This window comes from Salarchaeum japonicum (genome assembly GCF_049705945.1).
Lineage (GTDB): Archaea > Halobacteriota > Halobacteria > Halobacteriales > Halobacteriaceae > Salarchaeum > Salarchaeum japonicum_A.
Genome location: NZ_JBNAMV010000004.1, coordinates 915794 through 937283 on the forward strand (window position 1 = coordinate 915794; position 21490 = coordinate 937283).

The following is a 21490-nucleotide window of genomic DNA, read 5'->3' on the forward strand; positions in this document are numbered from 1 at the left end:
GTCCCATTGGTCAATGAGCGACGACTACCTGCATCTGAACCTCTTCACGATGAACTCCGTGGAGCACGTGACGGTCGGGTCGTGGCGATATCCCGGCGACCAATCGCACCGCTACACGGACCGCGAGTACTGGACGGAGGTCGCGCGAACCGCCGAACGCGGCGGGTTCGACGCCGTGTTCTTCGCGGACGTGCGCGGCGTCTACGACGTGTACGACGACTCCGTCGACCCCGCGGTCGAGAAGGCGGTGCAGACGCCGTCGAACGACCCCGCGTACGTCGTGCCCGCGATGGCCGAGGTGACGGACGACCTCGGGTTCGCGGTGACGAAGTCCACGTCGTACAACCATCCCTACCAGCTCGCTCGGGAGTTGTCGACGCTGGACCACGTGACGGACGGCCGCATCGCGTTCAACATCGTCACCTCGTACCTAGAGAGCGCGGCGGCGAACCTCGGTCTCGATGGCCGAATCGAGCACGACGAGCGCTACGACCGAGCGGCCGAGTTCATGGAGGTCTGTTATCGGCTCTGGGAGGACTCCTGGGAGGACGACGCGGTCGTCCGGGACCGCGACTCGGGCGTCTTCACGGACCCGGAGAAGGTTCACGAGGTCGACTTCGACGGCGAGTACTTCCAAGTGCCGGGGCCGCACGGCTGCGAGCCGAGCCCGCAGCGCACGCCAGTCCTCTACCAGGCGGGGTCGTCCGACAGGGGCCGGGAGTTCGCGGCCCGGAACGCCGAGGCGGTGTTCGTCAGCCAGCCGAACGAGCAGGCGGTCGTGGACTACATGGAGGACGTGCGCGAGCGCGCGTCTTCATACGGCCGCGACCCGGACACGCTCGAGTTCTTCCCGGGTATCGTTCCCGTCGTCGGTGAGACCGAAGAGCTCGCTGAGGCGAAGTACGAGAGCTACGTCGACGCCATCGACGTTGAGGGCGTGCTCACGTTGCTCTCCGGGTTCGTGGACATGGACCTCTCCGAACTCGACCCCGACCAGAAGCTCGAACACATCGAGACGGAGGCGATTCAGGGTGTCGTGAACGCGTTCACGACGAACGACGACCGCGAGTGGACGGTTCGGGAGGTCGCGGAGTTCGCGGGCCTCGGCACCACATCGCCCGTCGTCGTCGGGACGCCCGAGCAGGTCGCGGACGAGTTCGAGCGCTGGCACGACGAGGTCGGCGTGAACGGCTTCAACGTGAAGGAGGTCGTGCGGCCGGACACGCTCCAGGACTTCGTGGACCTCGTGGTTCCCGAACTCCGCGAGCGCGACCTCCTCCCCGAGGAGTCGTCGTCGGGGACGCTGCGGGAGCGGACGTTCGGCCGCAGCCGTCTCCACGAGAGTCATCCGGCGCGACAGGAGTAACGTTCATTCGGGCGGGCGCTCATTCTCCGACAACTGATGGAGCCGACGAGCACCGACGAGGAGCACATTCACGTCGGGGAGACGGCGGACGGCGCGCCCGTGGAGTTGCCGACCGTCGACATCCTCACGGGACGCGCGTTCCTCACGGGGAAGTCCGGGAGCGGGAAGTCGAACACGGCGAGCGTCGTCATCGAGGAACTGCTCGACGCGGGCTTTCCCGTCCTCATCGTGGACTGTGAGGGCGAGTATTACGGATTGAAGGAGGAGTTCGAGTTACTGCACGCGGGCGCAGACGAGGAGTGCGACATCCAAGTCGGCCCGGAGCACGCGGAGAAGCTCGCGAGCCTCGCGCTCGAACAGAACGTTCCCGTCATCCTCGACGTATCGGGGTTCCTGGACGAGGACGCGTCCGACGAGCTGGTTCGGGAGACGGCGCGTCAGCTGTTCGTGAAGGAGAAGAAGCTGAAGAAGCCGTTCCTGCTCGTCGTGGAGGAAGTCCACGAGTACATCCCGGAGGGCGCGGGGATGGGCGAAACGGGGCGGATGCTCATCAAGGTCGGGAAGCGCGGGCGCAAGCACGGACTGGGCGTGATGGGTATCAGTCAGCGCCCGGCGGACGTGAAGAAGGACTTCATCACGCAGGCGAACTGGCTGGTCTGGCACCGGCTCACGTGGGAGAACGACACGAAGGTCGTCGGGCGTATCGTCGGCTCGGAGTACGGCGAACAGGTGTCCGAGTTGGATGCGGGGGAAGCGTTCGTGCAGGCGGACTGGACGGACGACGCGGTGTCCCGCATCCAGTTCAAGCGCAAGCGGACGTTCGACGCCGGCGCGACCCCGGGATTGGACGACTTCGAACGCCCGGAGTTGAAGTCCGTGAGCGAGGGGTTGATGGACGACCTGGCGTCGATTTCGGAGCGCGAGGAGCGCGAGGCGGACCGCATCGCGGAGTTGGAGGAGGAACTCGCGGCGAAGCGCGAGCGCATCAACGAACTGGAGGAGGAACTGCGGTCGGCGCGGAACGTCTCGATGGCGGCGCGCCAGATGGCGAACGTGCTCACGGCGGAGGGCGTGCAGACGACGCTTCCCACCGATTCGGACGAGGACGTGGAGGCGCTGCGCACGAAGGTCGAACGGTTGGAAGACGCGCTCGACGAGGAGAAACCGGAGTCGTACGACATCGAAGAGATTCAGGAGAAGTTCCGGGAGCGCGGCGAGGAACTCACCGACGGGACACCGGACACGGAGTCCGGTGAGGACACGGATACGGCAGAAGACAGTCAGTCGGAGCGCGTGGACGCGTTGTTGGAGTCGCCGTCCGTGCGGGTTCGGGTGGAGGCGGCGATTCGGGAGTCGCAGTGTAACGAGGAGCGTGCGCGGCGGTTGCTGGACGAACTCGACGGGCGACGGACCGCGCACGACCTCTGCGAGGCGGCGTCGCTCCCCATCGGGGACGCGCAGAGCCTGCTCGACGCGCTGCGGAGTCGACGGCTGGTGACGCGGAACGGGGACCGCGAGTACGCGTTCGACGGCGAGGAACTGCGGCGGCTGGCGCGCGGCGACGACCCGCGGGGTGCGGTGTCCGAGCTGAGCGACCAGTGGCGCTTCGAGTGACTATCGGTTCGGGTGAGTAAAGCGGTCGCTACGCGGTGTGAATACGTGGAAAATCTGTTTTGCTACCGTTACCGTGGGTTACGCCTTATTCGAGGCGCTTGAGGTTCTTCGCGCGAGGACCCTTCGGGGCGTCCTCGATCTCGAACTCGACCTCCTGCCCTTCTTCGAGGTCCGGGCCGCCAACGTCCTCCATGTGGAAGAAAACGTCCTCGTCCGCATCCTCAGTCTCGATGAAACCGTAACCGCCAGTGTCGTTGAAGAAATCAACCGTACCAGTTGCCATTACAGTTCGATACACTGGCTCCTCACTCATAACCCTTGCGCGATAGGTAGTGTCAACTGAGTTAGTCGTCTGCGGGGGTGCCGGGGCGGAATTCGCGGCTGCGTTCCTTCCAGATGCCGGTAGAGAACCACCAGTAGTTGATGGCAGCGGGGACGAACGTTTCCGCGACGAGCGAGAGGTAGAGGCCGACGAGGCCGAGGTCGGTGTACGCGCCGAGCGCGGCGAGCGGGAGCGCGAACCCGAACATGCCCACGAGTTGGCTGTAGAAGGGGACGCGAGTGTCGCCGGCGGCGTCGAGCGGGCCGGCGGCCGCGCCCTTCACTGCCTGCGCGAGTACCGCGATACAGCAGACGTAGACGAACGCGGTGGTAGTGGGGATGACGCCGGGTGCTGCGTCGGGGCTGACGAACAGGACCGCGATGGGGTGGGCGAAGGCGGCGACGATGGCAGATGCGACGAGGTAGGTGCCGATGGAGAACAACACGACGTCCTTCGCGACGGCTTCCGCGCCGGCCTCGTCACCACGGCCGAGGTTCTGGCCGACGAGGCTGCTGGACGCGAGGCCGAACCCCCAGCCGGGCGTGTTCATGAGGGCGTAGATGCGTCGAGCGACGGTGTAGGCGGCGAGGACGGTGGTGCCGAAGCTGGCGACGATGGCGAGCATCGGGATGCGGGCGACGGTCCAGACGCCGTTCCGGCCGACAACGGGCGTGCCGATGCGGACGATGTCGGTGATCGTTTCGCGGTCGAAGTAGCGGTCGCGGAGGGAGACGGCGGCGGGGAGCGGGTTGCAGAAGGGGAGGCGGCCGCGGGCGAGGCCGACGGCGAACGCGGTGGTGCCGAGGACGTTCGCGAGCACGGTGCCGAGCGCGGCGCCGGTGACGCCCATGCCGAGGCCGAAGATGAAGAGGGCGTTCAGGGCGATGTTGGAGACCGCGCCGCCGCCGCGCACGATCATCGGCGTGTAGGCGTCGTCCGCGCCGATGTAGATGCGGCTACCGACGAGGTTGAGGCCGGCGAACGGCACGCCGAACGCGAGGATGCGGAGGTAGTCCGCGCCGTACGTGACGGTGGTCTGGTCGCCCGAGAGGAGGCCGAGGAGGTCGGTCGGGAAGAAGAACAGGACGGCAGCGAGCGGGAGGGTGAGCGCGAGGACGACGAGCACGCTGGAGCGGATGGCTTGCCCGAACTGGTCGTAGTCCTCGGCGCCGTGGCCTTGGGAGACGAGCGCGATGGTGCCGGCGGCCATCCCGCCGCCGATGGAGAACGCGAGCCCCCAGAACGGGGAGGCGAGACCGACGCCGCCGATGGCGGCTTCGCCGAGGACGACGCCGACCATCGCCACGTCGGCGGCGTTCTTCGACATTCGCGCGAGTCCCGTGACGATGCGGGGCCACGAGAGGTCGGTCGTCGAGCGCACGTGCTGGCGGTCGACGAGACCGGCCCGGGAGAGGAGGAGGCCGACCCCGAGGATGACCAGCCGAACGGGGTTCGGAAAACGCACTACCACACACTATTTCGGTTCGAAACAATAGGGGTTTCCATCCCGGCTCGGCGTTAGCGCCCGGAGAACTCGGGCTCCCGGCCCTCCAGCTGCGCTTCGAAGCCCTCGCGGCGGTCGTCGGTTCCGTACACTTCCATCGCGAGCGCGTGCTCGTAGTCGAGGCCCTCGTCGAGCGGCACGTCGAACGTGTGGGAGAACGCCCGGAGCGCGTTCTCGACGCCGCGCGGCGCTTTCTCCGTGAGGTCGTCCGCGAGTTCGCGCGCCCGGTCGTCCACCTTGTCGCCAGGCACGACCTCCGTGACGAGGTTGATGCGGTCGGCCTCCGCGGGGTCGACGAACTCGCCCGTCAACACCAGTTCCTTCGCCTTCGCGAGGCCGACGAGGCGCGGGAGGCGCTGCGTCGACCCCTGGTGGGGAAAGATGCCGAGGTCGACCTCGATGACGCCGTACTTCGCGTCAGCGCCGAGCACGCGGAAATCGCAGGGGAGCGTGAGTTCGAACCCGCCCGCGATGCCCGCGCCCTGCACCGCCGCGACGGTCGGCGTCGTCATCGCGTCGATAGTGTCGAGGAGCTCCCGGAAGTCCCGGTGGAGGGCGTCGTGTTCGCGCACGTCGTTACCGGCCATCATCTCCAGGTCGAACCCCGCGCAGAACACGTGGCCCTCGCCGCGGAGCGTCGCCGCGCGAACGTCGTCGTCGGCTTCGACGGCGCGCACCGCCTCGGTGAGGTCGCGCACGGCCGCCCCCGTGAGCGAGTTTCGTTTCTCCGGGCGCGTGATGACGACATCCGCTCGCGTTCCTTCGACCTCGATGCTCACGTGCTCGCTCTCGATAGACGGCATACCGTGGCGTGCACGACAGCCCGTGATAAAGGTACCCACGGCAAACGCTTTGGGCGCGCCCGCCCGACTTCAAGTATGCGACGCGTCGACTACGGCGACGGCGACGACCGCCTCGTCCTCGTCCTCGGCTGGGGGAACCGACCCGAACACGACGGCGTCCAGTGGCTCATCGACCACCTCACCGACGCCGGATACCGCGTGAGCGCGTTCGAACTCCCGCGCACCATCACCGACTTCGAGCGCGAGTACCTCGCGCCCGTCCAGTCGTTCGTGGACGACCTCGACGAGTACCGCCTCCTCAGCCACAGCACGGGCGGCCTCGTCGCGCGCCACCTCGACGCCGACGACGCCCGCCGGACGCGCACCTACCTCAGCCCCTGGTTGGGGTTTCACGGCGACCTCCAGAACCCGCTCGTCTCCCTCCTCCGCAAACTCCCCGTCTCCACGCCCGTCCTCCCGGCGAGCGCGACACGGGACGAACTCGGCAGCCTCGCGAGCGACGCCTGGGTCGCCGACTCACCCGACTACGCCGCCCCGACCTTCCTCCGCGAAGCCAAGCACGCACAGGAGTCTCTCCCGCCGTTCGACACCCGGGACGCCGTCTTCTACAACCCCGACGACCCCATCGTCAGCGGCGCCACCATCGAATCCCAGGTCCCCGAAGCCAACCGCGTCGCGTTCACCGACGGCCACGAACTCTTCAATTCGAGCACGCGAGACGACCACATCGAGACCGTGCTCGCCACCGTCCGCGACGGCGCGAGCGCGCTCTAGGCGTCCACTCGCGCGCACCACCACGCCCACAGCACCAACACGCCCTGCAACGGCAACCGCGCCCACGCGACCACGTCCACCACCCACGAGAACCGCTCGGGCACCGCATCCCGAAACACGTCACTCCGCGCCATATGCACGTTCGCCGGGAACACCGCCACCAACAACGCAATCAACCCCCACGCCGACACCCGCCGCGTCCGCCGAACCAACACCCCGAGACCCAACACGACTTCCGCGACACCCGACACGTACACCAACAGCCGCGGCCGCGGCAACGACGGCGGAACCGCACGCTCGAACCCCCGCGGCCACAGGAAATGCGCCACACCCGCCACCACGTAGAACGCACTCATCACGAACACCGACAACCGCCGAAACCGCGCGAACGAACCCATCAACAGAACCCTCGCGCCACGACGAAACAAACGTTCCCCCACCAGAAAGATTTGAAGCGCGCGAGACCCTCGACGGCCGTCCCGCTGATTCAAATCGGCTCGGTGTCACGTTTCGATTCCGACGGCTCGCTTCGCTCGCGTGTCGGAATCAGAGAAGTGCCGCCTCCCCGATTTGAACGGGGGACAGCTCGATCTTCAGTCGAGTGCTCTCCCAGTCTGAGCTAAGGCGGCGTGCACGCTATCGAATGAGGAGTGCGTGAAAAAGGGTTTCGGATTGCCGTCGGGCGGCGGTCTCGTTGCGGTCGAGACTGCACGAGAAGTGGACTCGGGCGGAGTCGAACCACGAGGACTTCGCTCTGCTCGTCCGCTGGGCCGCGAATCCGTCCTCCGCACGACTTCACGGCTCACCTTGGCTCGCCGCAGAAGTAGTGGGTCCGGGCGGAGTCGAACCAACGCGAGACGATCGCTCACTTCGTTCGCGCTGCGACTCGCTGGATTCGGACTCTGTCCTCCCCCCATTCTGTTTCTCCTCACTACGCTCGTCGAAACTGCTCATGGGTCCGGGCGGAGTCGAACCACCGACCTCTTCCTTGTAAGGGAAGCGTCATAACCACTAGACCACGGACCCGCACCGGAATTTGGCCGGTGAGCGGGGAAAACGTTTGCCTTTCGCCCGACTACCTGTGGTATGGTGCGTCGTTCGACGGTGGTCGCGGTGGTGCTGGTCGCGGCGCTCGCGGCGGTCGGCGTGTGGTGGTTCGCGGACGACGGGGTCGACCGGGCCCGCGTGACTGTGGAGACGGCGAACGGCACCGCGGTTCTGGAGATGGTAGTGGCGGACACGGCGCGGGAGCGCTACGAGGGCCTCAGTGGCACCACCGACCTGCCGGCGGACGGGATGGTCTTCCGGTACGCCTCGGTGGGGGCGCGGGCGTACGTGATGCGGGGGATGAACTACCCCATCGACATCGTGTTCGTCGCGGACGGCGAGGTGACGGCGGTCCATCACGCGGTCGTGGAGGACGCGCCGCTCACGCGGTATCGGGGGCGCGCGGACTGCGTGCTCGAACTTCCCTACAACTGGACCGTGGACCGCGGCGTCAGCGCCGGAACCGAGGTGGCATGTTTCGGTTCGTAGGAAACTCTTTTGTTAGGGTGTCACTTTCTACCAGTAATGAGTAGCTTGGACGACGACGACCCGTTCGAGGACGTCCGCGCGGACTCCTCGAACGCGATGCGTCGTCTCTTCGAGACCTACGGAAGCGAGAACAGATTCGCGTTCGTCGTGGGTGTGGTGGCGAGTCTCTTCGCGCGCGTCCTCGACCTCGTACCCGCGCTGATGCTCGGGTACGCCATCGACAGCATCCTCTACGACTCCTACCCATTCCTCGGCTTCCTCCCCGCCAGTCTCCAACCGACTGGCGATATGAACCAACTCCTGGTGGCGTCCGGCATCATCGCGTTCGCGTTCTTCGGCGGCGCGGGCTTCCACTGGTTCCGGAACTGGGGGTTCAATTCGTTCAGCCAGCACATCCAGCACGCGGTCCGGACGGATACGTACGACAAGATGCAGCGGCTGAACATGGACTTCTTCGCCACGAAGCAGACGGGCGAGATGATGTCCATCCTCTCGAACGACGTGAACCGCCTGGAGCGCTTCCTGAACGACGGGATGAACTCGGCGTTCCGGCTCTCCGTGATGGTGTTCGCAGTCGGTTGCGTCCTCTTCTACCTGAACTGGAAGCTCGCCATCATCACGATGCTCCCGGTGCCCATCATCGCGTGGTTCACGTACCGGTTCGTGAAGCGGATTCAGCCGGAGTACGCGGACGTGCGGTCGTCCGTCGGGCAGATGAATTCGCGGCTGGAGAACAACCTCGGCGGCATCCAAGTCATCAAGACCAGTAACACGGAAGACTACGAGGGCGAGCGCGTGGAGGACGTCTCTCAGGGCTACTTCGACGCGAACTGGGGAGCGATTACCATCCGCATCAAGTTCTTCCCGGCGCTCCGCGTCATCGCGGGCATCGGGTTCGTGCTCACGTTCCTCGTCGGCGGGTACTGGGCGGCGGTCGGCGCGCCGTTCGGGCTCGCGGGCTCGCTCACCATCGGTCAGTTCGTCGTGTTCATCCAGCTCAGCCAGCAGTTCATCTGGCCGATGGCGCAGTTCGGGCAGATCATCAACATGTATCAGCGGGCGCGTGCGTCGGGCGAGCGCATCTTCGGGCTGATGGACGAGCCGTCCCGTATCGAGGAGGACCCGAACGCGGAGGAACTCGACGTGACCGAGGGCGAAGTCGTCTACGACGACGTGACGTTCGGGTACGACGACGAACCCATCATCGAGGACGTGTCCTTCGACGTTGACGGCGGCGACACGCTCGCGCTCGTCGGGCCGACGGGTGCGGGGAAGTCCACGGTCCTGAAACTCCTGTTGCGGATGTACGACCCCGACGACGGCCGCATCGAAATCGACGGACAGGACATCCGGAACGTCACGCTGCCGTCGATTCGGCGGTCCATCGGCTACGTGAGTCAGGACACCTTCCTGTTCTACGGGACGGTGGAGGAGAACATCCGGTACGGGTCGTTCGACGCCAGCCAGGAGGAGGTCGTGGAGGCCGCGAAGGCCGCGGAGGCCCACGAGTTCATCACGAACCTCCCGGACGGCTACGAGACGAAAGTCGGGGAGCGCGGCGTGAAACTCTCCGGCGGGCAGCGCCAGCGCATCGACATCGCGCGCGCCATCCTCAAGGACCCGGACATCATGATTCTGGACGAGGCGACGAGCGACGTGGACACGGAGACGGAGATGCTCATCCAGCGCAGCCTGGACGACCTCACCGAGAACCGCACCACGTTCAGCATCGCCCACCGGCTCTCCACCATCAAGGACGCCGACCAGATCGTCGTCCTCGAAGACGGGAAGATAGTGGAGCGCGGCACGCACGAGGACCTCCTCGCGGAGGACGGCCTGTACGCGAACCTCTGGGGCGTGCAGGCGGGCGAAATCGACGAACTCCCGGACGAGTTCATCGAGCGCGCCGCGGAACGCACGAGCCAGGTCGACGTGGACGAGGACGGCGAGACGCCGACCCAGGACGACGACTGACACCGACGAGCGGCCACTAACTGTTTTCCGCTAGGAACAGACCTCCCGGGTATGGATGTTGGGTTCTTCGCTGCCCACGAGCAGTACGCGCCGGGTCGGCTCCTCGACCACGCGGAACTCGCGGAGGGCGCGGGGTTCGATTCGGTGTGGACGAGCGACCACTTCCATCCGTGGTGGGACACGGGCGCGCACTGCGGGGCGGCGTGGCCGTGGCTCGGCGCGGCGCTCGAACGCACCGATTCGATGCGGATGGGGACGGGCGTCACGCCCCCGGTGGGTCGCTACCATCCGGGACTGTTGGCGCAGTTCGCGGCGACGCTCGGGTCGATGTATCCGGGGCGCGCGCACCTGACGCTCGCGACGGGCGAGGCGATGAACGAGCGCCCGCTCGGCTACGACTGGCCGGACTACCCGGAGCGTCGCGCGCGTCTCGTGGACGCCTGCCGAATCTATCGAAAGCTGATGAGCGGAGGGTTCGTGGACTACGACGGCCACTACTGGAATCTGGACGACGCGAGGCTCTACACGCGCCCGGACGAGGACGTTCCGCTGTACGTCGCGGGGAACGGCGTGCACTCGGCGAAGGTGGCGGGCCAGTACGCGGACGGGTTCCTCACGCTCGCGCCCGTCGAGACGTACGAGACCGAGCTCGTGCCCGCGCTCGAAGCCGGCGCGGCGGAAGCGGGCCGCGACCCCGACGACATCCGTCGCATCCGGCAGGCCGGTGTCTCCTACGCCGACGAGTACGCGGACGCGCTGGACGCGGTGGAGTTCTGGACGGGAACGATGGCGGTCGGGTTCGACGAACCAGTCGCCGACCCGCGCGAAATCGAGTCACGCGGTCGCGACGTACCTCGGGAAAACTGGACGGACTGGGGGCTCGTCACGGACGACATCGGCGAGGTAGGGGAGTTGCTCGCGCGACACGCGGACGCGGGGTTCGACGAGGTCGAACTCCTCTCGAGTAGCCCGAATCAGGAAGCGTTCGTCGCGGCGATGGCGGACGGCGTGCTCTAGGGCGCCCACCCGCAGACTGTGCAGGTGGTGGCGTCCTCGTCGTGGAGTCCGCCGCAGTCGGGACACTGTTTCTTGTTATAGCTTCGGTCCCACGCTACCTGCGACGTGTCGTGACCGCGTGCTTCGAGGAACTCGTCGAGGACGCCGTCGATTGACTCCTGTGCGCTCGACATACACGGTATGCTATACCACACCACGACTTAAGCGTGTCGGGCGGACAGCTGAAACTGTAGAATCAGAAAAATCGGACGCGAACGCCGCAAACGCGAGAGGAGCGCGCGGAGGCGTGTGCTAGATGGTGTCGACGATGCCGCCGATGGCGCCGAGAAGGAGCGGGTAGACGAGGCCAGCGACGAGAATCGCGGACGCGAGGTTCGGCGCGAGCGAGGCCGACGCGCCGAACGCGGAGACGGTGTACTCGAAGACGAACGCGCCGATGGCGGAGAGCACGAGGTAGCCGCCGACGATGCCCGCGCCGACGCCCGCGGCTTCGACGCCGCTGAGGCTCGCGCGGACGCGGCGAGCGGCGAGGAGTCCCGCGAGCACGAGCACGGCCGCGGGCACGACGTAGTAGACGAGTTTCGGGACGGTGCTCGTGAGTTGGGAGATTGCGTCGGTGAGGCCGCCTGCGGCCGCGCTCTCCAGGTAGTTCACGGACGCGGTCTCGCCGCCGACCGTCGCCGTCACGTCGACGTTGTGGGCGTTGTAGAACACCCAGCCAGCGACCTTCCACGCCGGGATGTCGCCGCCGGACTCGACGCCGTCCACGAGCATGAACAGGTAGACGAGGACGTAGTTCAGGACGTACGCGGCCGCGCCGATGGCGGCGCTGACCGGGAGGGCTGACGGAACCGCGCTGCCGGAGTCGGACCGTCGGTTCGTTGCCATACCGGATGCGGGACGCCTGTCCATATAAAATCTCGCACGCGGCCGCCGGTGAAAACAGCGGTTTCGCGGCCGCTGGAGGTTGCAGGCGTCGAAGGCGCGTGCTCACGCCGAGAGGTCGTCGTAAGCGTCCACAGTCACCCCACTACAGGGAGGGGCGGAAACGCTACCGGTCAGTTCACGCCGAAGTAGCCGCCGATGGCGCCGAGCACGACCGGATAGACGAGGCCGGCGACGAGAATCGCGGTCGAGAGTTTCGGCGCGGCGGTACCAGTAGTGTTGAGCGAGGACTGCGTGTACTCGAAAACGAACACGCCGGCGGCAGAGAGCACGACGTATCCCCCCGCTATCGCTGCTCCCACGCCCGCCGCGCTCTCGGCGCCGAGGCTGCGGTTCGAGCGCTGGTAGGCCACGTAGCCCGCCACGAGGAGGACGAGAGCGGGGACCACGTAGTAGGCGAGCTTCGGGACCGTACTGGTGAGGTTGCTGGCCGACGGTGCCGCCGACAGGTAGTCGATGGTCCGCGATCGGCCCGCCGAGGTCACTTCGATTTTGACGTTCTGCGCGTTGTAAAACACCCAGCCGGCGATTTTCCACATCTCGACGTCTGTACCGGTAAACTCCACGTCGTCGATGACCATCATCGCGTAGACGAGGATGTAGTTCGCGACGAACGCGAGTGCGCCGACGACAGCGCTTCCCGCGAGCGATTGACGCGCCGCGCCGACGAACCCAGGCTGTTGAGTTCGAGACATGCGCGAAGTGACAGACTGCGTTGGTATAAAAACTCGTAGTCGTGTGAATGTTGTTATCGCGGCCGTTAGAGGTCGTAGAGGTCGCGGAACTTCGATTCCGCGTAGTCGAGGAAGTAGTCGGCCGTGTAGGGTTCGCCGGTCGCTTCCTCGACGAGTTCGGGCGTCGTGTAGCGCTTTCCGTGCTGGTGAACGTTCTCGCCCAGCCAGTCGTGGAGGTCGTCGAACTCGCCCGCCGCGACCTTCCCGTCGAGGTCGTCGATGTCGTCCTCGGCGCTCGCGTACAGTTGCGCGGCGAGCACGCTCCCGAGCGAGTACGTCGGGAAGTACCCGAAGTTCCCGTGACTCCAGTGGATGTCCTGTAGGCAGCCCTCAGCGTCCGTGTCCGGAGTGACGCCGAGGTACTCCTCCATCTTCTCGTTCCAGACCTCGGGTACGTCCTCGACGTCGAGGTCGCCGCTGATGAGGTCCCGTTCGATTTCGAACCGGAGGATGATGTGCATGTGGTAGGTGAGCTCGTCCGCCTCCACGCGGATGAGGTTCTCCGGATAGATCTGGTTCGCGGCCTCGTACACGTCCTCGACGGTCGCGTCGTCGAGGCCGTCGAAGTGCTCCGTGAGGTCGTCGAGAACGAGGTCGTAGAACGCGCGGGAGCGGCCGATGTGGTTCTCCCAGAGTCGGCTCTGGGACTCGTGGACGGTGAGGTCGCGGGACTCGCCGAGCGGCGTCCCGTACTCCTCCTGGGGGACGCCGAGGTTGTACTGGGCGTGTCCGTACTCGTGGACGGTGCTCATCAGCGCGCCCAGCGGGTCGGATTCGTCGAAGCGCGTGGTGATGCGGGTGTCGAACTGGTTCCCCGACGTGAAGGGGTGACTGGAGGTGTCGAGGCGGCCGCGCTCGAAGTCGTAGTCCACCAGTTCGAGCACGTCCCGGCTGAGCGCCTCCTGGGCGTCCTCGGGGTACGTGCCGTCGAAGGGCTGGGCGAGGTCGGCGTCCGCGTCGTTCAGTTCGTCGATGAGCGGAACGAGTTCGTCGCGAAGCCGCGTGAGCACGCGCTCCGCGGTGTCCAGGTCGAGGTACGGTTCGTAGTCCGCGAACAGGACCTCGTACGGGTCGGCGTCCGGATCGATGTGCTCCGCGTACTCGCGTTTGAGTTCCACGAGGTCTTCGAGGTAGGGCGCGAACTTCGAGAAGTCGTCCTCGGCCCTCGCGTCCTCCCACACCTGCAGCGCCTCGCTCGACGTCTCCGAAATCTCTTCCACGAGTTCGACGGGCACGGCGTCCGCGCGCTCGTACTGCCGTCGAATCTCACGGACGACCGCGGCCTGCTCGCCGGTGAGGTCGGCGTCCTCCAGTTCGTCCAGCCACTCCCCCACGTCGTCGTCCGTCAGGAGTTCGTGGTGGATGGCGGAGAGCGCCGAGAGCTGCTTCGAGCGCGCGGGCGCGCCGCCCTCCGGCATCATCACCTGCTGGTCCCAGGACAGCACGCCGGACGCGCCGCCGACGTACGTGAGTCGTTCGTACTGGTCGAGTAGTTCCTCGTACGCCTCGGGGGCGTCAGTCTCCTCTGCGGTTGCCATGCGAATCAGTCACTCGCGCGGACGTATCAATCCTCCCGAACCGGCCAAGCGTTCGCCAGTCCGAGGTACGTCTCGTAGCAGACTGAGAGCGTGTCGAGGGAGACGCTCTCCGACTTCGTGTGGGCTTCTCCGGGTTCAGACGCGCCGCAGACGACGCACGCGGTTCCCTCGTCGGCGAGCCAGCCGGCGTCGGTGGCGTGCGGTTTCGAGACATGCTGGGGGGTGCCGTCCTGGGCGGCGTTCGCGGCGTTGAGGACGGCGTCCGCGAACGCTTCGCTCGTGCACTCCATCGGCGGGAGGTCTTGGTCGACGGACCAGGAGACGCCGGGGACGCTGGTGACGCGGCGCAAGTCCGCGCGCTCGCCGGGAACGGTGCGTTCGTCCACGGTGACTTCGCACGTGTCGGGGATGACGTTCCACGCGCTCCCGCCGTCGATCTCGGTGACCGCGACGCTTCCTTCGACGCGCTCGCCCAGCACGTCGACCGCGGGAGCGTCGAGTTCGCGCACCACGTCCATGGCGTCGCTCGCGCGATAGATCGCGTTCTCGCCGGACGCGGGTTCGCTCGCGTGCGCGGCGACGCCCTGTGCGCGGATGGTGCTGCCGCGGCGGCCCTTGTGCGCGATGACCACGTCCGTCACGCCGTCGGTCGTGTAGCTCGTCGACCCTTCGGCGACGATAGCGTAATCGGGTGCGTCGTTGTGGTCGAGGTAGTGTCGAGCGCCGACGCCGCCCTGTTCCTCGCCGACGAACGAGCAGAAGACGAGTTCGCAGTCCGGGTCGGCGTCCCGGAAGGCGACCATCGCGGCGGCGACGGCGCCCTTCATGTCCGCCGCACCGCGGCCGTACAGCCGGCCGTCCTCCTCGGAGACGACGTACTCGCCATCTTCCGTCTGTTCGTCCGCGGGCGGCACCACGTCGTGATGGCCGACGAGCGCGACGGACTCTCCCGAGCCTTTTCGCGCGATAATGTTTCCGCCGTTTGGCGCGTCGTCCCGGGTGACCTCGGCGTCGGTGTGTTCGCGGAGCCAGTTCTCGATTTCGTCCCCGGCGGCGGTCTCGTCCTCGTGGCTCGGTACGTCGACGAGCCGTCGCGCGAGCGCGTGAACCTCGTCCATACCGAGAGACAGGGGACACGAGCGGAAAAAGAAGGGGGCGCGCTGGGTGGCGGTTTCGGGGTCAGTCCGCGGGGCAGTCGGCGAGGAAGGCGGCGGAGTCAGTCGGCGGGGTCGTCGTCGGCGCGCGTGGTGGTGACGTAGACGGAGGGTTTGTCGAGCACGAACTCCTCGATGAACGCGACGACGTACACGACGGAGTTCACGACCATGTAGGCGCCCATCGTGAGCGCGACGACGTACTCGGCGGGGTGGTGGGAGTAGCCGTCGCGGCGGTCCGCGGCGAACACGGCGAGCGCGGCGGCGACGGGGAACACGCCCATAATCGTCCAGAGTATCTCGCTGTAGGGGATGTAGGCCGAGGCGTGCGCGCCCGCGACGTCGAACAGGGGGAGCGGGAGGCCGACGACGAGGAACGGCGTGAGCATCGTGTATCCGAACGTCTGGGCGGCGTCCGCCTTCGCGACCCGCGTCGGGTTGTTCGACCGGAGGACGGACGAGAAGTGCCGGACCGACACCTGAAGCCAGCCGCGCGCCCAGCGCTTGCGTTGACTCCACCACGCGGAGAGCGTGGTCGGTTGTTCCTCGTACGTCACGACGCCGGGGTCCATGCGGATGCGCTTGCCGTTCGCGTGGAGTTTCGCGCTCATGTCGATGTCCTCCACGAGGATTTCCTCGTCGAACGGCCCGATTTCCTCGAAGACTTTGCTGCGGAAGAACGCCTGTCCGCCGCCGAACAGCCGGAACCCGCCGAACAGTTCGCGCGCGAACAGTTCGACCTTCTCGACGATGTGGCGGTCGACCGTCGCGTAGAGCGCGACGAGGGAGTCCGTGGGGTTGTGGCCGTAACACCGGCCTTTCACGCACCACGTCTCGGGTTCGGCGACGAACCACGTGACGGCGCGGCGGATGGCGTCGGGCGCGAACTCGTGGTCGGCGTCGATGCTCGCGATGATGTCGCCGCTCGCGCGCTCGATGGCGTAGTTCGCGGCGGCGGCCTTTCCGCCGCCGGGTTCGTCGCGTTCGAGCGCGACGATTCGGTCGTCCGCGGCGGCCGCCGATTCGACGATGTCGGCCGTGCCGTCGGTGCAGTCGGACTCGTAGCAGACGACGATTTCGAGGCGGTCTTCGGGATAGTCGACCGCGCGGCAGGCGTCGAGAGTGCTCGGGAGGACGGCGGCCTCGTTGTACGCGGGGATGACGACGCTCACCGACGGGAGGTCGGCGTCGGGCACGTCGAGGTCGGGCGGGTCGGAGACCTCTGGGTAGGACGCGAGCGTGGAGGCGGCGAGCCGGGCGAGCTGGACGAAGATGACGACGAGGAGAATCGTTTTCAACCATCGACGGTACGGCACGGAGACGACGCCGGGTGCGAGGACGAACACGAGGAAGGCCGCGACTACCCCGACATAGGCGACGAGGCGGCCGACGGACGTCCCCTGTTCGTCGACGGTCTTGACCTCCATCCGTTTGTCGAGTGCAACGGCAACCCCCGCCAAAACCGTACCGGTCCCCGACAGCTCTGTCGAGTGATTCGACGGCGGCGAACGCGTCCCCGGAAGCGTCGCGTGTTCGCTCGCGCTCCGCGCCGCGGCGGTGGTTGGCGTGTCGTGGAGCGGCGATGCGGGCGGTTCGCGTCGGCGGCGACGAACACCCTTATCAGCGGGCCGCAGTTATCTGTGGGTATGAAATTAGTGCCGGACACGAGCGTCGTCATCGACGGCCGCGTGAGCGCGGGCGTCGAGTCCGGCGAGTACGCTGGCGCGACGGTTATCGTCCCCGAAGCGGTCGTGGGCGAAATCGAGGCGCAGGCCAACAGCGGCCGGAGCACCGGCTGGGACGGCCTCTCGGAGCTACAGCGGCTCGCGGACCTCGCGGACGACGGCGACATCGACCTCCAGTACGTGGGTGACCGAGCAACGGAAGAAGATATCAAGCGCGCCGCCGCCGGGGCCATCGACGCCATCATTCGGGACGTGGCGGTGGAGTACGACGCGACGTTCGTCACGAGCGACATCGTGCAGTCCGAGGTCGCGAAGGCGAAGGGCCTCGACGTGCAGTACCTCGAACCGCTCGACGAGGAGGCTGGCGCGCTCGAAATCGAGCAGTACTTCGACGAGTCGACGATGAGCGTCCACCTGAAGGCGGGTGTGGTCCCGATGGCGAAACGCGGCGACGTGGGCGACATCTCCTATCAGGAAATCGGCTCCACGAAGCTCGACGTTGACACGCTCAAGGAGTACTCGAACGAAATAATTGACACCGCGAAACGCACGGACGAGGGGTTCGTGGAGCTCTCCGAGGAGGGGATGACCATCGCCCAGATTCGGGACATGCGTATCGCCATGGCGCGACCGCCGTTCAGTGACGGGTTCGAGATTACGGCGGTGCGCCCCATCGTGAAGACGACGATGGAGGAGTACGAGTTCTCGGGCGAACTCAAGGAGCGGATGCTGGAGCGCGACCGCGGCATCCTCATCGCCGGTTCGCCGGGCGCGGGGAAGTCGACGTTCGGGCAGGCGGTCGCGGAGTTCCTGGACGATAACGGCTACGTCGTGAAGACGATGGAGAAGCCGCGCGACCTCCAGGTCGGCGACGAAATCACGCAGTACACGGAGCTCGGCGGGTCGATGGAGACCACCGCGGACTCCCTGCTGATGGTGCGACCGGACTACACCATCTACGACGAGGTCCGGAAAACGGACGACTTCGAGGTGTTCGCGGACATGCGGCTCGCGGGCGTCGGGATGGTCGGCGTCGTGCACGCCACCCGCCCCATCGACGCGCTCCAGCGCCTCGTCGGCCGCGTCGAACTCGGCATGATTCCGCAGATCGTGGACACGGTCGTGTTCATCGAGGCCGGTGACGTGGACACGGTGTACGACGTGACGACCGAGGTGAAGGTTCCCGAGGGTCTGATGGAAGAAGACCTCGCGCGCCCCGTCATTCAGGTGACGGACTTCGAGACGGGGCGGCCGGCGTACGAGATTTACACGTTCAACCGCCAGGTCGTCACCGTCCCGCTCGACGAAGCGGGCGGGAGTACGGAGTCGGGCGTCGGGAACCTCGCGAAGCAGGAGATAAAGCGCGAGATCCAGTCGGCGACCCGCGGTCCCGTGGAGGTCGAACTCCGCGGGCAGAACACCGCGGTCGTCTACGTCTCCGACGACGAGATCAGTCACGTCATCGGGAAGGGCGGCGGTCGCATCAGCGAAATCGAGGAGCGCCTCGGCATCAGCATCGACGTGCGGACGCTGGACGAACTTCCGGACACGCCCACGGCGTCGGGGGCGGGCGGCGCGAACGGCGCGAGTAAGTCGGGCGGCGCGGAACCGCAGGGCGAGGTCGTGACGCCGGACATCACGTCCCGCCACATCAACATCCCCGTGGAGACCGCGAGTCCGGGCGACACGGTCGAAGTGCAGGCGGACGGCGACTACCTGTTCACCGCGACGGTCGGTCGCGGCGGCGACATCCAGGTCTCCCGGGGGAGCGCCATCGCGGAGGAACTCGAACGCGCCATCGACCGCCAGGAGCGAATCACGGTCGTCGCCAACGAGTGAATTCGGTGGTGATAACACCGAGTGGTTAGACGTGTGTTCTATGGCTACGGACCGCGGCGGAACGGGGGCGACGACTCGTGGTTGACGTTCGTCTCGACGGCGTAACGAAGGCGTTCGGCGCGACGACGGCGCTGGACGGCGTGTCGCTCGACGTTCGGGACGGCGAGTTCTTCACGCTCGTCGGGCCCTCCGGCTGCGGGAAGACGACGACTCTCCGTATGGTCGCGGGGTTCGAGGAGCCGACGGCGGGCGCGGTGCGGTTCGACGGCGCGGACGTGACCGGGGTTCCCGTAGACGAACGCGACGTGGGCATCGTCTTCCAGAACTACGCGCTCTTCCCCCACATGACGGTCGCGGAGAACATCGCGTACGGCCTACGGTTCCGGGACGCGCCGGGCGGCGCAAGCAGGGACGAACGCGTCGCGGAACTGCTCGACCTCGTCGACCTCGAAGGGTTCGAGGACCGCGACCCCGCGGAACTATCGGGCGGCCAGCAACAGCGGGTCGCGCTCGCCCGCGCGCTCGCACCCGGCCCGAGCCTCCTCCTGCTGGACGAACCGATGAGCGCGCTCGACGCCCGCCTCCGCGAGACGCTGCGGCGGCACGTCAAGCGCATCCAGCGCGACCTCGGAATCACGACCATCTACGTCACGCACGACCAGGAGGAGGCACTGAGCATCTCCGACCGCCTCGCGGTGATGAACGACGGCCGGGTCGAACAGGCCGGCACGCCGCAGGAGGTGTACCGGACGCCGGGGACGCGGTTCGTCGCGGAGTTCGTCGGCGACAACAACGTCCTCGACGGCACGCTCACCGGCCGCGAGGACGGCGTCGCGACGGTGGACGTGGACGGAGAGGCGCTCCGCATCACGGACGACGATATCGACGCCGCGGCGGGCGACCGCGTGACGTTCTGCGTGCGCCCCGAACGCCTCACGCGGGACGCGACGGCGAACCGCCTCGATATCGCCGTCGACACCGCGGAGTTCCTCGGGGAGACGACGAGAGTGTACGGGACGTGGAACGACCGGCAGGTCGTCGTGCGCCTCGACGACGTACCCGAAACGGACACGCTCACGCTCGGGTTCGCGCCCGAGGACGCCACGGTACTATGATAACGCTCACCTCTGACTTCGGCAGTCCCTACCCGGCGGCGATGAAGGGCGTCGTGCTCCAGCGGACCGACGCCCGCCTCGTGGACATCGCGCACGACCTCCCGCGCCAGGACGTCCGCGCGGCCGCGTTCTGGCTTCGCGAGGTCGTCCCGCACTACCCGCCCGCAGTCCACTTGGTTGTCGTGGACCCGGGCGTCGGGACCGACCGCGCCGCCGTCGTCGTCCGCGTCGGCCACCACGCGTTCGTCGCGCCCGACAACGGCGTCGTCCGGCCCGCCGCCCGCGCGCTCGACGGCGACGTCGAGGTGTTCGAAATCGGCGTCGAGAACCCGGCGAGTTCGACGTTCCACGGCCGCGACGTGTTCGCGCCCGCCGCGGCCGAGGTGCACGAGGCGGGCGTCGAGAACATCGAGTCACTCGAAAACGTCACGCCCGCCGCGGACTGCGTCGACCTCACGCTCCCCGACGCGACCGTCGAGGGCGACGTGGCGCACGGCGAAGTGCTGGTCGTGGACGACTTCGGGAACGCCATCACGAACGTTCCCGGCGGGTTCGTCGCGGACGCCGCCTCCGTGCTCGTGAACGGCGAGCGCGCGCCCGTCGAACCGTCGTACGCGCACGTCGCGGTCGGGAAGCGACTCGTGACCGTGGCAAGCCACGAGAACGTCGAACTCGCCGTGAATCAGGGGCGAGGCGCGGACGCGTTCGGCGTCCGGCCCGGCGACGACGTGACAGTGAAGAAGTAGTTAGTCGTCCTCGCCGGTCGCGGCGTCGCGGAGTTCGTCCTCGAGTTCCGCGCGGCCGCGCTTGAACTCGCCAATGGCCTGCCCGGACGACCGGGCGAGCGCGGGGAGTTTGTTCGCGCCGAACAGCAGTATTGCGAGCAGCAGGATGACCGCGAATTCCATGCCGCCGGGCAGTCCACCGATGAACGACGGGAGTATGTCGTACATAGAGAGACGGAGGACGGCACGGGAGATAGGTATGACGGGGCTACCGGCGCGATAGGGTGGCCCTCAGTCCTCGCGGGGCGGCACGCGGAGCGTTCGGGACGTGACGTGCTGGGCGAGCGCGGACGCGCCGAAGGAGAGGGCGGAGAGCCAGACGAGGAGGGAGTTCGTCAGCCAGCCCGGCGCGACGCCCTGCTGGACGGCGAGCGCGAGCGACGCGACAAACGCGGCGAGCAGGCCGTAGTACTCCGCCCACGTGAAGTGGTGTTCGGGGACGACTTCGACGTACAGTTCGACCTCGCGCGCGGCGGCCGTGAGCTGGACGGTGGTGCGGTTGCGGTCGTACTCGACGACGCCGAGCGAGTCCATCATCGGGAGATGTGTCTGGTGGAGCGCGGTGTAGACGCGTTTTCGTTCCGGCCCGGTGAGTTCGGCGACCGGCACGTCGTTCTCCAGGGACGCGACGTACTCGGAGAGGTCGCGGAGGGAGACGGGACTGTCCGCCGACCGGAGGTAGTCAAACGCGTAGCGGCGGCGCTGATTGCTCATCGTTCGAAACACGTCGTCGGGCGTGAGCGTCGTTTCGAGCTTCGTGAAGAGTTGTTCAGACATCGAGGGAA

Annotated in this window: 20 protein-coding genes, 2 tRNA genes and 1 pseudogene; 9 read left to right on the forward strand and 14 right to left on the reverse strand. The window is 67.0% G+C overall.

Features of this window, described 5'->3' with window-relative positions:
• Positions 1-13: 13 nt before the first annotated feature.
• On the forward strand, positions 14-1366 hold the full coding sequence (locus ACOZ4O_RS06615) for an LLM class flavin-dependent oxidoreductase (protein ID WP_424524522.1): 1353 nt from the start codon (positions 14-16) through the stop codon (positions 1364-1366).
• Between the two features lie 36 nt (positions 1367-1402).
• Positions 1403-2980 carry a helicase HerA domain-containing protein gene (locus ACOZ4O_RS06620; protein ID WP_424524523.1) on the forward strand — a complete coding sequence of 526 codons (1578 nt, stop codon included), beginning with the start codon at positions 1403-1405 and terminating at the stop codon, positions 2978-2980.
• Between the two features lie 85 nt (positions 2981-3065).
• Here ACOZ4O_RS06620 and ACOZ4O_RS06625 read toward each other — a convergent pair whose 3' ends face one another.
• The 3 genes from ACOZ4O_RS06625 to ACOZ4O_RS06635 all read right to left on the reverse strand — a co-directional run bounded on the left by ACOZ4O_RS06625 (position 3066) and on the right by ACOZ4O_RS06635 (position 5609).
• Positions 3066-3263, reverse strand: a complete 198-nt coding sequence (locus tag ACOZ4O_RS06625) for a cold-shock protein (protein WP_145844272.1) — start codon at positions 3261-3263, stop codon at positions 3066-3068.
• A 61-nt stretch (positions 3264-3324) separates the two neighbouring features.
• Positions 3325-4773: an MATE family efflux transporter gene (locus ACOZ4O_RS06630; protein ID WP_424524524.1), complete on the reverse strand. Its 1449-nt coding sequence runs from the start codon at positions 4771-4773 to the stop codon at positions 3325-3327.
• 47 nt (positions 4774-4820) lie between these two features.
• Positions 4821-5609, reverse strand: a complete 789-nt coding sequence (locus tag ACOZ4O_RS06635) for an enoyl-CoA hydratase/isomerase family protein (protein WP_424524525.1) — start codon at positions 5607-5609, stop codon at positions 4821-4823.
• 75 nt (positions 5610-5684) lie between these two features.
• Between ACOZ4O_RS06635 and ACOZ4O_RS06640 the strand changes: the two genes are divergently transcribed.
• A complete protein-coding gene (locus ACOZ4O_RS06640) occupies positions 5685-6383 on the forward strand; it encodes an alpha/beta hydrolase (RefSeq protein ID WP_424524526.1) in 699 nt (232 codons plus the stop codon).
• Here ACOZ4O_RS06640 and ACOZ4O_RS06645 read toward each other — a convergent pair.
• From ACOZ4O_RS06645 to ACOZ4O_RS06655, 3 genes are all read right to left on the reverse strand, one after another.
• Positions 6380-6781 carry a DoxX family protein gene (locus ACOZ4O_RS06645; protein WP_424524527.1) on the reverse strand — a complete coding sequence of 134 codons (402 nt, stop codon included), beginning with the start codon at positions 6779-6781 and terminating at the stop codon, positions 6380-6382. The two genes, ACOZ4O_RS06640 and ACOZ4O_RS06645, sit on opposite strands and share 4 nt — an antisense overlap.
• Before the next feature lie 157 nt (positions 6782-6938).
• A tRNA-Phe gene (locus tag ACOZ4O_RS06650) sits at positions 6939-7012 on the reverse strand.
• A gap of 324 nt (positions 7013-7336) precedes the next feature.
• Positions 7337-7409, reverse strand: a tRNA-Val gene (locus ACOZ4O_RS06655).
• Between the two features lie 60 nt (positions 7410-7469).
• Between ACOZ4O_RS06655 and ACOZ4O_RS06660 the strand changes: the two genes are divergently transcribed.
• From ACOZ4O_RS06660 to ACOZ4O_RS06670, 3 genes are read left to right on the forward strand one after another with little or no spacing between them, the layout of a single operon-like run.
• Positions 7470-7919 carry a DUF192 domain-containing protein gene (locus ACOZ4O_RS06660; protein ID WP_424524528.1) on the forward strand — a complete coding sequence of 150 codons (450 nt, stop codon included), beginning with the start codon at positions 7470-7472 and terminating at the stop codon, positions 7917-7919.
• A 36-nt stretch (positions 7920-7955) separates the two neighbouring features.
• Positions 7956-9893 carry an ABC transporter ATP-binding protein gene (locus ACOZ4O_RS06665; RefSeq protein ID WP_424524529.1) on the forward strand — a complete coding sequence of 646 codons (1938 nt, stop codon included), beginning with the start codon at positions 7956-7958 and terminating at the stop codon, positions 9891-9893.
• Between the two features lie 51 nt (positions 9894-9944).
• On the forward strand, positions 9945-10910 hold the full coding sequence (locus ACOZ4O_RS06670) for a TIGR03557 family F420-dependent LLM class oxidoreductase (RefSeq protein WP_424524530.1): 966 nt from the start codon (positions 9945-9947) through the stop codon (positions 10908-10910).
• On the opposite strand, the gene ACOZ4O_RS06675 is transcribed toward ACOZ4O_RS06670, so the two are convergent.
• The 6 genes from ACOZ4O_RS06675 to ACOZ4O_RS06700 form a co-directional block, all read right to left on the reverse strand.
• Complete coding sequence (locus tag ACOZ4O_RS06675) at positions 10907-11083, reverse strand: HVO_0416 family zinc finger protein (RefSeq protein ID WP_424524531.1); 177 nt, start codon at positions 11081-11083, stop codon at positions 10907-10909. The genes ACOZ4O_RS06670 and ACOZ4O_RS06675 overlap by 4 nt on opposite strands.
• Positions 11084-11201: 118 nt before the next feature.
• The gene (locus ACOZ4O_RS06680; RefSeq protein WP_424524532.1) at positions 11202-11798 is read right to left on the reverse strand and encodes a transporter; all 597 of its coding nucleotides are present in this window, start codon (positions 11796-11798) and stop codon (positions 11202-11204) included.
• Between the two features lie 170 nt (positions 11799-11968).
• Positions 11969-12550, reverse strand: coding sequence for a hypothetical protein (locus ACOZ4O_RS06685; protein ID WP_424524533.1), 582 nt, complete (start codon positions 12548-12550; stop codon positions 11969-11971).
• Between the two features lie 65 nt (positions 12551-12615).
• Complete coding sequence (locus ACOZ4O_RS06690) at positions 12616-14127, reverse strand: carboxypeptidase M32 (RefSeq protein WP_424524534.1); 1512 nt, start codon at positions 14125-14127, stop codon at positions 12616-12618.
• A 26-nt stretch (positions 14128-14153) separates the two neighbouring features.
• Positions 14154-15245 carry a M20 family metallopeptidase gene (locus ACOZ4O_RS06695; protein WP_424524535.1) on the reverse strand — a complete coding sequence of 364 codons (1092 nt, stop codon included), beginning with the start codon at positions 15243-15245 and terminating at the stop codon, positions 14154-14156.
• 98 nt (positions 15246-15343) lie between these two features.
• Entirely contained in the window at positions 15344-16708 is a 1365-nt protein-coding gene (locus ACOZ4O_RS06700) for a glycosyltransferase (protein WP_424524536.1), read from the reverse strand.
• Between the two features lie 219 nt (positions 16709-16927).
• On the opposite strand from ACOZ4O_RS06700, the gene ACOZ4O_RS06705 reads away from it, so the two are divergent.
• The 3 genes from ACOZ4O_RS06705 (at position 16928) to ACOZ4O_RS06715 (ending at position 20666) form a co-directional block, all read left to right on the forward strand.
• Positions 16928-18805, forward strand: coding sequence for a PINc/VapC family ATPase (locus ACOZ4O_RS06705; RefSeq protein ID WP_424524537.1), 1878 nt, complete (start codon positions 16928-16930; stop codon positions 18803-18805).
• A gap of 77 nt (positions 18806-18882) precedes the next feature.
• Positions 18883-19920 carry an ABC transporter ATP-binding protein gene (locus ACOZ4O_RS06710; protein ID WP_424524538.1) on the forward strand — a complete coding sequence of 346 codons (1038 nt, stop codon included), beginning with the start codon at positions 18883-18885 and terminating at the stop codon, positions 19918-19920.
• Positions 19917-20666 carry an SAM hydrolase/SAM-dependent halogenase family protein gene (locus ACOZ4O_RS06715; protein ID WP_424524539.1) on the forward strand — a complete coding sequence of 250 codons (750 nt, stop codon included), beginning with the start codon at positions 19917-19919 and terminating at the stop codon, positions 20664-20666. Before ACOZ4O_RS06710 ends, ACOZ4O_RS06715 begins: the two co-directional genes overlap by 4 nt.
• 3 nt (positions 20667-20669) lie before the next feature.
• On the opposite strand, the pseudogene ACOZ4O_RS06720 reads toward ACOZ4O_RS06715, so the two are convergent.
• Together ACOZ4O_RS06720 and ACOZ4O_RS06725 are read right to left on the reverse strand one after the other, a co-directional pair.
• A pseudogene (locus tag ACOZ4O_RS06720) lies at positions 20670-20873 on the reverse strand (twin-arginine translocase TatA/TatE family subunit); the annotation flags it as partial.
• Between the two features lie 63 nt (positions 20874-20936).
• On the reverse strand, positions 20937-21482 hold the full coding sequence (locus ACOZ4O_RS06725; RefSeq protein WP_424524540.1) for a DUF7344 domain-containing protein: 546 nt from the start codon (positions 21480-21482) through the stop codon (positions 20937-20939).
• Positions 21483-21490: the final 8 nt, after the last annotated feature.